Annotated in this window: 7 protein-coding genes; all 7 read left to right on the top strand. The window is 39.5% G+C overall.

The window, feature by feature from the left end; genetic code table 11:
* Nucleotides 1-137: 137 nt before the first annotated feature.
* The 7 genes from JOD18_RS03620 to JOD18_RS03590 all read left to right on the top strand — a co-directional run bounded on the left by JOD18_RS03620 (nt 138) and on the right by JOD18_RS03590 (nt 14,122).
* The gene (locus JOD18_RS03620; protein WP_204667577.1) at nt 138-1,169 is read left to right on the top strand and encodes a LacI family DNA-binding transcriptional regulator; all 1,032 of its coding nucleotides are present in this window, start codon (nt 138-140) and stop codon (nt 1,167-1,169) included.
* 405 nt (nt 1,170-1,574) lie between these two features.
* Nucleotides 1,575-3,971, top strand: coding sequence for a glycoside hydrolase family 2 TIM barrel-domain containing protein (locus tag JOD18_RS03615; protein WP_204667576.1), 2,397 nt, complete (start codon nt 1,575-1,577; stop codon nt 3,969-3,971).
* Nucleotides 3,972-4,158: 187 nt separating this feature from the next.
* Entirely contained in the window at nt 4,159-6,516 is a 2,358-nt protein-coding gene (locus JOD18_RS03610) for a glycoside hydrolase family 2 protein (RefSeq protein ID WP_204667575.1), read from the top strand.
* Nucleotides 6,517-6,841: 325 nt separating this feature from the next.
* Complete coding sequence (locus JOD18_RS03605; RefSeq protein ID WP_239587898.1) at nt 6,842-8,623, top strand: heparinase II/III family protein; 1,782 nt, start codon at nt 6,842-6,844, stop codon at nt 8,621-8,623.
* A gap of 155 nt (nt 8,624-8,778) precedes the next feature.
* Nucleotides 8,779-9,606, top strand: a complete 828-nt coding sequence (locus tag JOD18_RS03600) for a helix-turn-helix domain-containing protein (RefSeq protein ID WP_204667574.1) — start codon at nt 8,779-8,781, stop codon at nt 9,604-9,606.
* A gap of 129 nt (nt 9,607-9,735) precedes the next feature.
* Nucleotides 9,736-11,643, top strand: coding sequence for a glycoside hydrolase family 127 protein (locus JOD18_RS03595; RefSeq protein ID WP_204667573.1), 1,908 nt, complete (start codon nt 9,736-9,738; stop codon nt 11,641-11,643).
* A gap of 154 nt (nt 11,644-11,797) precedes the next feature.
* Nucleotides 11,798-14,122 carry an alpha-L-arabinofuranosidase C-terminal domain-containing protein gene (locus tag JOD18_RS03590; protein ID WP_204667572.1) on the top strand — a complete coding sequence of 775 codons (2,325 nt, stop codon included), beginning with the start codon at nt 11,798-11,800 and terminating at the stop codon, nt 14,120-14,122.
* The last annotated feature ends 68 nt before the right edge of the window (nt 14,123-14,190 follow it).

The following is a 14,190-nucleotide window of genomic DNA, read 5'->3' as shown; positions in this document are numbered from 1 at the left end:
GGCTTTAGTAATAGTTCTTATATCCCGTGTGTATAAACGGGCAAATAACGAAACATTAAAATTTTGACTGTTGCTATCATACATTGTATGATATATTTGATTTTCTTTATTAACATATAGGGAGATAGGATGAAGATATGAAAAAAAATACAACAATCTATGACATTGCCAATGAAGCTAAAGTCTCACCATCTACTGTGTCACGAGTATTGACAGGGAATGAACGTGTTAAGCCGGAAACAAAAAGAAGAGTATTGGCTGTAATTGAGAAGCATAATTTTAGGCCTAACAGTTTGGCGAGAAGCCTATTATACAAAAGGTCCAAGACAATAGGGATCATACTTCCTGATATTAATCACCCCTTTTTTTCTACTTTGGTACAAAAAATGGAGACCAAAGCGTTAGCGTTAGGTTATACCACTTTTTTATGCAATACCATGAATGATTATGAAAATGAGTCTACTTATTTACAAACCTTAATCGATAAGAGGGTGGACGGTATTCTATTTTTAGGCGGACGGATTAACGACGTAAAATCAAATAAATCTTATGTGGAAGAAATGAATAAAATCATGGAACAAGTGCCGGTTGTTTTTGTTAACGGTTCAATGGAGAATGTGGATGCACATGTAGTGAGAACAGATGAAAGTGATGGTATTCATAAGGCGATCGATTTACTCTGGAATTTTAATCATCGAAAAATAGCGTTTATTGGTGGGATAAAAGGGGTTACTTCGACGGAGATAAAGCTCGATGCTTTTTACAACGCAATGAATAAACATCAGCTAGATATAAATATGGATTGGGTAATGGATGAAGGTTTTGATATTGAATCTGGTGAGGAACTGGCTAAAAGTTTACTTTCATTAGAAGAGCGTCCTACGGCAATCATTTGTGTGAATGATTTTATTGCGATAGGTGTGATTAGAATCCTTAATAAATTTGGGATTCGTGTACCAGAAGATGTTTCCGTAGTAGGTTTTGATGACAGCTATTTAGCACAATATTTTCCTCCGGGTATCACGTCTGTTACCCAAAATTATGATTTCTTAGGTGAAAAAGCAGTCGAATTGTTAGTTGAATTAATAAATGGAGAGAATCCTGCAAAAGAGTGGATTATCCCAACAAAATTAATCGTACGAGATTCATGTCAAGTATTGAATGCATAAAAAAGTATTGACAAATAAGACCTAATTTATTAAGTTTTTATGAAAAGGGTTTCGTATAAGGGTAGTTTTATTTCGGGGATAAAGGTCAGTTTTAAATGGTGTTTTATGGGTTGTTTTTCAATATCCTAATTATTACATGCATAAAATGAAATAATAGAATATAGATCAGTCAACCTATCCTATTTTGAAACCCATTTCATATATTGATTCTTACTTGGATTTATTTTATTTTTTTAAGGGAGTGTTTTGAAGTTAGTAACGATATATATGGTTTCTCAACTCTTTAATAAAATTAAGAAAATACAGATAAGTACTGCTTTGGATAATGGTTAATGTTGTTTCAGAAGTTGAAGAGGCAGGATTATAGGTATTAATAAGCGGAGTTATAGAATGGGGGAGTGGAATGTGGAAACTGTAAGAATAAATAAAAATATGAATCTTGATTGGAAGTTTACCAGAGATGATGTCATCGATGCTTGGTACAAGGGTTTTGATGATTCTAATTGGCGGCATGTCACATTGCCTCATGATTGGTCTGTGGAAGAGCCTTTTTCCAAGGAACATTCAAGCGGAACAGGCTATCTACCAGGCGGGATTGGCTGGTATAGAAAACATTTTCATTTACCAGAGGATTTAACAGGGAAACGGGTCTACATTACTTTTGAAGGGGTCTACAATAATTCTCAAGTATGGTGTAATAGCTATTATATCGGAAAGCGTCCTTACGGGTATAGTTCCTTTACTTATGACATAACAGATTTTGTTTCTTTTGGTGAGAGCAGTAATGTTATATCTGTTAAAGTAAATCATAAAGATATTGCAGATTCCCGTTGGTTTACTGGTTCTGGTATTTATCGTGATGTCTATCTAACTATTACAGATCAAATCCATATTGACCAATATGGTGTATTTGTCACCACTCCAGAGGTTTCCGAAGAAGAGGCGACTGTTTCAGTAAATGTACAATTATCAAACGAGACGACGAATGATGAACAGGTTGTTATTAAAAATACACTACTTGATCAAGCAGGGGAATCTCTTGACTCTGTCATACATACAGAAATGATAGCTGCAGAATCATCTTTCTGTATAGACCAGCAAATGAAAATTCACCACCCACAGCTTTGGTCACCGGATACTCCCTATTTGTATTCCGTAAAAACAGAGATAATAAAGGACGGAGTAGTAATTGATCATTCACTTACTTCAACAGGTATCCGTTATTTCTCATTCGATTCAAATGAAGGTTTTTTCTTGAATGATGTAAATATGAAAATAAAGGGTGTCTGTGTCCACCATGATGCGGGTGCGCTTGGTGCAGCGGTTCCTGAGAAGGTATGGGTAAGAAGGCTCGAAGCATTAAAAGAAATGGGCTGTAATGCCATCCGAATGAGCCATAACCCGCCAGTACCATATCTCCTTGATCTATGTGATCAAATGGGCTTTTTAGTAATGGACGAAGCCTTTGATGAATGGGAAGGTGTGAAAAACAAGTGGTCAACCGGCCACAACGTTTATCCGCCGAAGCATTTTGGTTATTACGAGGATTTCCCGCAGTGGGGAGAGACAGATATCAAGGAGATGGTTTTAAGAGACCGAAATCATCCGTCTATTATTCTGTGGAGTATCGGGAATGAAGTAGATTATCCGAATGATCCTTATTGTCATCCTTACTTCAAGACGATGACAGGTAATAATGATGCGAATAAGCCGGCCGCTGAAAGACAATATGATCCTAATAAACCAAATGCAGAAAGGCTTGCAACAATAGCCGAACGACTGGTTCGCTATGTGAAAGAATGCGATACAACAAGACCCGTTACGGCAGCGATTGCCTTTCCAGAGTTATCGAATAGGACAGGATATACGGATACATTGGATGTAGTTGGCTACAATTACAAGGAACATTTATATGAAGAAGACCACAAAAAATATCCAGACAGAGTGACCTACGGCAGTGAAAACAGCAGTAGTTTAGAAGATTGGCTGATTGTAAAACATAACGATTATATTTGCGGACAATTTATTTGGACAGGTGTTGACTTTTTAGGCGAGGCACAAGGCTGGCCGATTAGAGCTTCTCAAGCAGGCTTTTTGGATCTGGCTGGATTTAAGAAACCAAGCTATTATTATCGTCAAGCGTTATGGAGTAGTGAACCGATGGCTTTTTTAAGTGCACTCCCACTGGCAGCAGCTGAAGGCTATGGTGAACCTCACTGGAATTGGCAAGATGAAGAGGAGATGCAAGTTAAGTGTTTTACCAACTGTGAAGAAGTGGAACTCTACCTAAATGACACATCACTAGGAAGCAAAAAAGTGGATGATGATAAAGCCTATGTGACTTGGGAAGTTAGCTTTCAGGCAGGAACATTAAAAGCTGTGGCTAAAGGAATGGATGGTCAATCTTATTCCTATGAACTAGAGACGGTACAGCAACCAAAAAAATTAGAGATCAGTGCAGATTCACAATGGTTAACAGCGAGCGGTCAAGATGTGGCTCATATCGAAATCTACGTAGCCGATGACGATGGAAATCTTGTATATACAGCAGACAATCAAATTCAGTTATCGATCGATGGTTCAGGGGAAATCCTTGGCTTGGAAAATGGCGATGCACAAGATCTACAGCCATACAATTCCTTAGTGAGAAAGGTGCATCATGGTAAATTGCTTGCCTATGTTAGGAGTACAAAAGAGAGTGGAGATATGACCATCCGCGCAGAATCACCAAATGTTTCCATGGCTGAAGTGAAGATAGCAGTTGCGACATCTCAACAAACAAAGATAGAAAGCAATACCTAACAGTTAATGTTGCGATAAAGCGAGACTTCGTTCAAAGGAGTACTTCAAAATTCTTGAACGATATAGTGCCTGTAGTTATCCAGGATATACCTACTTCTACTGATTATGCAACTGGAAAAACTTATAGACGCTTAATGCGTTGATAGTAACCGGCAAGGAGCTATATCAAATAGAAGGTGGGATTTAGTTGAGAAAACGATATGTTTTGATTGGAATAATATCTATTCTTTTGATTGGTGGGATTTGGATGACAGTATATGCAATGGAAGAAGGTAAACGAAATAGTGTGTCGGATAAGGATAGGCTAGTAGAGGATAATAGTGTTCATATGGTAGATCATGAGGAATTTCCAGTTGCATATCAAAATGGTTTTCCCATTCCAGCGTTTACAACTTGGGAATTAGAGCAAACGCCACGTTCTTATCAATCTCTTAATGGAGATTGGGGCTTTTATTATGATGAAGAGGGAATCTACAAGGATAGTGCAGAACCTTCGAGAGATGACTTTGATGATTCTTCATGGTCAACGGAAAATGTACCGGCAAGCTTAGACTTTGCTTATGAAGATGGTAAGTATGAACGAAAATTTGGTTCTTTTTGGTATCGAAAAATCATTGAGGTGGATAAAGATTGGAAAGGTCAATTTATTAAATTGGTATCACTTGGTATGGGGCCAAAAGCAGAAGTATTTATCAATGGTCAAAGCGTCGGGGACTCAAAGTTTGGTGCTACGCCATTTGCCATCAACGTGTCTTCTTATCTTGAAACAGGGAAAGAAAATATCATTGCCATCCGTATTGATCGCAAGCCGCACGTATATATTGATCGGGACAGTGTTCCGCCAGGTTCTTTTGATTGGTGGGACTACAGTGGGATCATGCGAGATATTTTTCTAGAGGCAACCAACCCGCAAACAGTCTTGAAAGTGAATATGCAAGCTTCCAAATTAGATCAAAAAATAGAGGCACAGGCTGTTGTACTCAATTTAACAGATAAACCAGATCAAATGGAGGTTGTGTTGGATCCGGGAGTAGATGAAATCGATCCTAAAGTGAAGCAAGTACAATTGGAGGCAAACGAAGTCAAAGTTGTTCCATTTGAATTTGAAGCGCCTTCTCTGAAAGCGTGGACGCCAGATTTGCCCTATCTATATACTGCAACTGCAGAGATAACCGAAAAAGATGCCCTTTCCGCTCAATACGGGGCAGTGGATGTAGAGGTAACAGATACAGATCTGCTGATCAATCAAGAGCCAGTGTTTTTGAAAGGAACGAATTGGCATGAGGAATCCACTCTATCTGGTCGATCGTTAACTGTTGAGGAGTATCAACAAGAGCTAGATTTAATGAAGGATGCAGATGCGAATTTTATTCGGCATGCCCATTATAATCGTCATCCTTATGCCTATCAATATGCCGACGAGATTGGTCTGTATGTGATGGATGAGGTTGAAAACTACTGGATGGATGTCGAATCTATTCGACATCAATTAAATCAAGGAACGGTCTCTGAAGAATTGGCGATTGCTATGGCTTGGAATCAGGTAAACCACCCTTCGATCATCATGTGGGGAGTAGGTAACGAAAATACGTCCAATAATCAAGAACATGTCGATTTTTATAATATGCTTCGTGATGCGGTGCTGCAGATTGATCGGAAGGAGCGGCCGGTCACTTATGCTTCCAATACACAGCATCATCCAGACGACATCACTCGAGCAGAGCCGGATCTGCTCACTATCAACCAGTATTATGGTTTTCATGGAGGAAATGCAGAGGACTTTGGTGCAGGTGACTTTGATGAGAGGTTAGAGATCCTGCATAAGACATATCCTGACAAACCAATCATCATTACAGAAAACGGAACTTGGTCGATGTATGGGAATCGGGGGAAAGCTACAGAAGGCGGTACAGAGGATTGGCAAGCAGCTAACTTTGCTGCTCATTGGGATGTTACGGTGAGTAAGCCATATACCATAGGATATACTTTCTGGAACTTTAAGGATTATCGCAGTAAAGAGCAGTACACAGAAGAAGATCCTTCTCGTCTGTCAACTATGGGAATGGTAGATTGGTATGACTTGGGTCCTAAAGTAGTTTATGAATACTTTCAACATGCAACTACTGATGGTGCCAATCGGGTCTTAAATCCGAATTTTGCATCAGGTACAGAGGAATGGTCTGTCTTGTCCTCAAATGAAGATGCAATAGTCGATTCTGGAGATGGCTTAACCGTTAGATTAGATAACGCGCAATCTTTTGAAATTTCGCAAAAAACAACAGATTTACTCCAAGGGGATTATGAATTTACTGCTATCTTAGAAGGGATAACAGAAAGCACTCATGTAAGGTTAGAAGTGGACGCTAAAAACGTTGAGGAACCATTTGTTGTAGCAGTTGATCAAGATGGGCGTTTTAAAGTACCATTTCATTTATCCCATAATGGAATCTCATCTGCCCAATTTGCCATTAAAGCAGACAGCGAAGAAGATGAGCAAACGATCACGGTCAAGGATGTCAAATTATCTCGTATTTTGTCAGAATAATGTTGTTAGTACTTTTTTCAGTCTTGTTTGGAGATTTATCAGAAACCTAGCTACTTAACATGTAGTCAAGCGAAATCTGAGCTAGAAAACTTAGCGAATCAATGGTTAGATCAAAGTAATCATTAAACAAATGGTTGTCTGTTTTTTATAAGATTAAAACTTATTTTTTCATTGCTATCCCTGCCATAGTCTAGCATATGTGGAAGGCAGGGATGGTGTCCTTTATCTGATGATTGTGTTTAAATGTAAGTACGAAATAATCCGTATATCAAAAAGTTCAACGGCTGTTATAAGGAATCATCTTTAACAAAAAGGAGCAACCATAATGAGACAAACAGATCATGTAAATAATCTATGGGAAGCAATGAAAAAGGACCAACAGAAGGAAATGATCGACCATTTAAAGAAACAGGCAGCGTATTTCCTTTCCCACTCTTCTAGCCAGACATCTTTTCAAACTTTTCGGCAGTTTCAAACAACGGGAGAACGCAGCACGTTTGAACAACTTTATTTTGAACGAAGAAAGCGATTAACGACTTTTGGGTTGTTAAGTTATATCGATCCAGATAATGCACTGTTTTTGACGCCGCTAGAAAATGAAATATGGCAAGTTTGTCAGGAGTTTACTTGGTGTCTTCCTGCCCATTTGGATCAGCAGATGGAAGGACAAAGCTATGAAGCATATCAACAATCAAACACATTGAAGTATACGATTGATTTATTTGCAGCTGAAACAGCATTTTCATTAGCAGAAATCATCTATTTATTGGAGGAACGATTAGATTCATTTTTAATAGATCAAACAAAAATCGAAATAGATCGGCGTGTCTTAAGGAATTTTATCAACAATGGACCGTTCCATTGGGAACGTGCCGATCATAACTGGGCTTCCGTCTGTGCTGGGTCAGTGGGTGCTGCCGCTATTTATATGTTAGAGGATCAGAATCAGCTGGATATGGTATTGGAACGTGTAGTATGTAGTATGGAACATTATTTGAATGGCTTTGCAGCAGACGGTGCGTGTACAGAGGGGTATAGTTATTGGCAATACGGTTTCGGGTATTTTATTTATTTTTTCGACTTATTAGAAAGGGCAACTGGTGACATTCATGAATTTTTCGACTCTGACAAGGTACGTAAGATAGCTCAGTTTCAGCAGCATATCTTTTTAGCTGGCAACCATGTGATAAATTTCTCGGATGCGGCCCCTTTTGCCAAGCCAATGCTTGGATTTACGCACTATCTTCACAAAAAATTCCCTGAGATACATATACCCATGAAGGAAGCAGGGCAGAGAGAAATAGTCGATCATTGTGGCAGGTGGGCACCAGCCTTTCGTGAGCTGCAATGGTATGAATCGGAATGGCAAGGCACAGGTTGGCCGGACACAAGCGCTTTATTTGAACAATCCTCCGTTTTTACTTCGCGAATCACACATAATGGTCATACGTATGCCTTCGCTGCTAAAGGCGGACATAACAATGAACCTCATAATCATAATGATATAGGGCATTTTGTGTTATTTGGCGGAGGGGAAGTATTCTTAAAGGATTTAGGGGCAGGACAGTATAATAAGGCATATTTCAGCGATAAGCGCTATAATTTCATCTGTAACAGCGGCAAAGGCCATTCTATTCCAATAATTAACGGTCAGACTCAGCTTCATGGGGAAAGGTATCAAGCAATTATCCAACAGGCAGAAGGTTTTAGTGATAAAGAGATATTTCAGTTGAATATGACAAAGGCTTATTCAGATTCAACTTTAATCCACTTTGACAGGTTGTTCGTCTTGGAAAAAAGCCAGCTTCCAGTTTTAACTTTAACAGATCGATTTCATTTTACCACCAAGCCCTCCTCCGTAATAGAAAACTTTATTCTGCAAGATATGGCTTATGATATAGGCAACAATCATATTGTATTAAAAGGTGAAGAGCAGTCCCTGAAAATATCTTTTGGCTCCAGCATCAAACCAAGAATAACGCGTAAAACGTTTATCAATCATCAAGGGGAAGAAGAAGCTTTTCTTCAGCTTCAAATAACATTACAAAAAATCAACATCGAAATGGAGACAACTATTGTGTTTGAATTTTGTTCGTGTCATTCCTAAATCAGATCCACTGATGCATTATACAAATCTGTCAAAATCCCGCCAATAGGATGACACACCTGGGCAGTGTTACACGCATTTATATAGGTAGCCTTAACAAAAAGTTTGTGTTGTCAGCTTCGAAGCGATTGAAGTTGCTCATAGCAAACCAAGGAGTGATAGAAATAGACTTTTCTAAAGTGTTAGTTATAGAACAAGCAAACACTCGTTTTCACTGGTGTGGTTTTTTTCAGACGAATGAACCTTGGAATCATGATCATCGGATTAATCCAGACTTTGAACTGATGATTGTTACAGAAGGTGTACTTAAACTAGTTATTGAAGGGAAACAAATGGAGGTTCATCCGGGAAATATGTTACTTATTCCTCCTCAGATTGATTTTGCAGGCTTCGGTGATGTGGCAGACGTCTGTTTTTACTGGGTTCATTTTGAAGCGGCAACAGAGACAGATGGTTCAGGGAAAGGATGGCAGCTGCCATTTTTTTCGCAGGAAATAATGCTCGATAATGAACTGCTCCTCATCCAGCAAATGCAGACGATTAAACAAATGGATTTTCCTGATTCAACCCTGATTGATGCCTATCTGCATACATTGTTGCTGAGCATTAGCGAGAAATATAAACAGCCATTGAATGCTAAAAAAAATAAGCATTATTTAGTTGATTATATGAAACAATTTCTACAGCGAAACTACCAGCGGACTGTTACTGTAGAAGAAATTGCTCATTATTTTGGTTACAACAAGGCCTATATCTCTAATTTGTTTTCGCGTGAAGTTGGTGAAACGATCACGCAATATTTGAATACCTTACGTTTAGAAGCAGCCAGACAAGCTTTATTAACGACAAGCGACAGTATTCGCGAAATAGCCAATCAACATGGTTTTGAAGATGAAAAGTACTTTAGCAGATTGTTTTCCAAGAAATATCAACAATCCCCACGTTTTTATCGAAAATGTTATGGCCGAATTGAAAAAATGTAAAGAGCAGGTTGGAATGAAATTATTAAAACAACTAGCTTTTGTCCACCTTTTCTATTTTTTCTCTAATTACTTTTGTTTCCATAACGATTAAGATAGAGATACATCTTATAAAGAAATGGGGAACGCAAAATGAAGGCTGAAACAAAGATAACAAGCGGATTTTGGGAGACCTATCAAAAGGTTGTCAATGATAACGTCATACCTTACCAATGGAAGGTGTTAAATGATCAATTGGAGGATATAGAACCTAGCCGGGCCTTGAGGAATTTTCGGATTGCGGCAGGTGTAGAAGATGGTGAGTACTATGGAATGGTATTCCAAGACAGTGATGTATACAAATGGTTAGAAAGTGTGGCATACAGCTTGCGGAATTATCCTGATGAGGAATTGGAAGCGTGTGCAGATGAGGTGATTGATTTAATTGGGAGCGCACAGTTAGCTGATGGTTATGTGAATACATACTATCAAGTAAAAGAAGGACTGGATAAACGGTGGACGAATGTAAGAGATAATCATGAGCTTTACTGCGCGGGGCATATGATAGAAGCGGCTGTAGCTTATTATGATACTACAAAAAAGACACCTTTTTTAGAGATTGCTAAGAAATTTGCTGACTACATTGCCGAGGTGTTTGGGCCGAATGACGGACAAATCAAAGGATATCCCGGACACGAAGAAATAGAATTAGCATTAGTGCGTCTCTATTTAGTAACAAATGATAAAACATATTTGGATTTAGCTACATTTTTTGTAGAAGAACGAGGAAAGAAGCCTAATTATTTTAATGTAGAAGCAGAGGCGCAAGGACGAGAACCCCAAAGCTGGTGGCATGGTGATCATGAATATTCTCAAGCCCATCTGCCGATCCGAGAACAAAAAGAAGCAGTAGGGCATGCCGTTCGCGCCGTTTACTTTTATAGTGCTGTAGCAGATTTAGCCCGTTTGAACCAGGATGAGACCTTAAAAACAGCTGTAAAAACGCTGTGGGAAAATGTAGTTAACAAAAAAATGTCTATTAATGGAGGGATTGGTGCGAGTCCATGGGGTGAAGCCTTTGCTGAGAATTATGATCTTCCCAATGACACGCCGTACAATGAAACATGTGCCTCGGTTGGGCTCGCTTTTTGGGCAAAACGGATGTTGGCGTTAGAGCCGAATGGAGCTTATGCTGATGTTTTAGAAAACGCTGTCTATAATGGCTCCCTATGTGGCATGGATCTGCAAGGAAAGCGATTCTTATATGTCAATCCATTACAAATTGATGGAGCACATGCCTGCAAACGTCACGATCATAAACATGTGACACCAGAGCGGCAAAAATGGTTTACTTGTGCTTGCTGTCCGCCGAACTTGGCGAGGTTGATCGGCTCGATTGGTGATTATTTTGTATTAAATGTGGCAGATGATATCTTTATTAATTTATATGGAGACAGTGAGACCAATTTAACTTGGCATGATGAAGCAGTGACAGTCACCCAAGAAACCAATTACCCTTGGGAAGGAAATATTGCCATTACGTTTAACAGTGCACGTTCTGTTGCAGGCAAAATAGCATTGCGTATTCCAGCATGGGCAGATAACTATACATTGACGATCAATGGAAAAGAAAGGACTGCTAATTTGCAGAATGGTTACCTAGTCATAGACCGTACATGGGAAAATAATGATCAAATCATTTTAGACTTAGATATGTCTTTGCACCAAGTCTTTGCCCATACAAACGTTACCGAGGACATAGGCAAGGCAGCAGTGGTCAGAGGACCGTTAGTATATGTTGCAGAAGAAGTGGATAATGGAGGTGACTTAGGTACACTCTGGTTAACAGAAGCACCGTTAAAAGAGAAGGTTTGTGATGATTTATTACCAAATGCGGTTTACCTGACTGGAGAAGCCAAACGTCTCGTATCATCAGAAAATCAAACCTATTCTTATCAAAAACCAACTTTTGAATCAACAGATATCACCTTGATCCCTTATTTTATGTGGGGAAATCGTGAATATGGAGAGATAAGAGTTTGGTTAAATGCTGCGATTTAGCAGCATATAAGCGATTAACTAGTTTGCGTACTTCATAGATAATTACGTCAAGAAGCCCCTTATCCTATAAAGAAATGAGCGGGCTTCTTGATGAAAAATGGTCGGCTTAGATAAATGTTATGAAAGACAATCCCAATCAATAGAGGTGTACATAATGAAGCCAATACCTAAAATTACGATGTTGCCTGAAAAAAAAGCTGCCCCGTTGGAAGATTTATATGGCCTATTTTTTGAAGACCTGAACCATGCGGCAGATGGAGGGCTATATGCTGAAATGGTGCAAAATCGGTCCTTTGAATTTGAGGCAATAGACCACCCTAGTTACCATTCCTTGTACGGCTGGGAAAATGAGTATGGAGAGCCCCTTGTTCAAGAAAAGCTCACCTTACGAGTATTAAGCGATGCACCACTTCATGCGAATAATCCCAACTATTTAAAAATTGATGCGACAGAGGCATTTACCATTCAGAATGCGGGCTTTAACGAAGGGATGTATTTTGAAAAAGGGAAACACTTCCGCTTTTCGTTATTTGCACGAAACTCGATGCAGCCAACAACGCTAACAGTTACGTTGAAAACAAATGATGGTCAGATCGTTGCACAAGACAACCTGATCATCACTGCTGAGGAATGGAAGGCTTATGACGTGGAATTGACTGCAACGCTAACAACGGCCAAAGGTCGCTTGGCCATTTCCTTTTTACCCGAAGCGAATGTAGCACTGGATATGATTTCGTTGTTTCCTGAAGACACGTTTATGGGGAGAAAAAACGGCTGCCGTAAAGATATTGCAGAAAAATTAGCAGCAATGAAGCCTAAGTTTATGCGGTTTCCCGGCGGCTGCCTTGTTCATGATGGTAGCCTAAATGCATCCGACCGAGATTCGATGTATCGTTGGAAAAACACGATTGGTTCTGTCGAACAACGTCCAAGTCGTCGCAATTCTTGGGGCTATAATCAAAGCCTTGGGTTAGGTTTTTTTGAGTACTTTCAGCTTTGTGAGGATCTAGGTGCCAAACCAATTCCCGTCTTGCCAGGAGGTGTTGACCCGCATCATCAACGGATGGTTCCTTTAGATAAACTTGATGAGTGGGTGCAAGATGCCTTAGATTTAATTGAATTTGCGAATGGTCCAGTTGACAGCACATGGGGGCAAATACGGGCGGAAATGGGTCATCCTGAGCCGTTTTACTTAGAATATTTAGCAATTGGCAATGAGGAAGTAGGCCAGCCCTTCTTTGACCGCTATCCCTTTTTTCATCAAGCAATTAAAGAACGTTATCCGGAAATAAAATTGATTAACTCAGCTGGCCCATTTGCGGCAGGGAGTGAATATGAGCGAGGCTGGCAAAGTGCGAAAGAATGGGGATCTGATCTTGTTGATGAGCATTACTATCAAACAACAGATTGGCTGTTAGCAAATCATTATCGTTATGATGCGTATGATTCAAATGGTCCTAAAGTGTTTCTTGGCGAATATGCCTCATGGGGCAATGAGTGGTATAACGCTGTTGTCGAAGCAAGTTATATGATTGGGCTGGAACGAAATGCGGATAAGGTAGCATTGGCTTGTTATGCACCAATGCTTGCCAATGTAGATTATGTTAATTGGCGCCCTGATCTAATTTGGTTTGATCAAGCCAATGTATATGGCAGTATGAATTACTATGTCCAACAACTGTTCATGCATTATCAAGGCACCCACAATATTGCTTGGAAAGCAGAATATTTTCCGGAACCAGAAGTAATGGGTGAGCCAATTATTCGCGGGAAGATCGGTGTTGCTGGAGATATGGCCACTATTTCCTACCGTCATTTTACTGTGATTGATCATGTGAATAACGAAATAAAAGAAGTAGCTGACGATACGATTTCAGACCGAGATTTGAAGGTTCTGACGGAAATAGACAGTAATCATTACACGATTCGCTTTGATTTTGAAAAGACTGGCGGTCAGTGGGACCGAGGCTTCCAATTGAAATTCGGGATGGAGGATGAGGCGAACCATTTCGCTTGGTTATTAGGCGGCTGGCAAAACCAAGATTCGATTATTCGTGCAACGAAAAATCAGCGTGTCAGTGATTTGACACAAACGATCTGGGGTGTGAAGACTGGGAAAACCTATCATTGTGAGTTGACTGTGAGGAACCGTCATGTAACTGCGGTTATTGATGGTGTCACATTTAATGAAGTCGAAGCGAAACTGCCAGTGAAAGAACCTCTATATATTAATGCGGTCTATGATGCAGAATCTGACAAACAAATTCTGAAATTAGTCAATGTTACCGAAACAGATAGATGTGTAGAACTGGCAGATGTGACTTCTGCACAGATAAACACCTTGGCGGCTGATAAAACAGCGGTTAATTCGCTTGAACAACCAGAGAATCTGACAAAGGAATCTGTTTCGGTTACAAGCGATACAAGTGGCTTAGTTGTGGAGTTGCCGAGGTATAGTGTCACATTTGTGATAGTTTGAGGGATCGTATTTTAAGAACATGTTCAATAAATAAAACTTATTATCTAGAGTGAGTAGAAAGGAATTAA

It is taken from the genome of Gracilibacillus alcaliphilus (genome assembly GCF_016909015.1).
Classification (GTDB): Bacteria; Bacillota; Bacilli; order Bacillales; family Amphibacillaceae; genus Gracilibacillus; species Gracilibacillus alcaliphilus.
This window is presented reverse-complemented; position numbering and strand designations above follow the sequence as displayed.

Excerpts from the sequence above, each read along its gene's own strand:
- JOD18_RS03620 (WP_204667577.1), top strand. The coding sequence starts at position 138 with ATGAAAAAAAATACAACAATCTATGACATTGCCAATGAAGCTAAAGTC.
- JOD18_RS03605 (WP_239587898.1), top strand. The coding sequence starts at position 6,842 with ATGAGACAAACAGATCATGTAAATAATCTATGGGAAGCAATGAAAAAG.
- JOD18_RS03595 (WP_204667573.1), top strand. The coding sequence starts at position 9,736 with ATGAAGGCTGAAACAAAGATAACAAGCGGATTTTGGGAGACCTATCAA.
- JOD18_RS03590 (WP_204667572.1), top strand. The coding sequence starts at position 11,798 with ATGAAGCCAATACCTAAAATTACGATGTTGCCTGAAAAAAAAGCTGCC.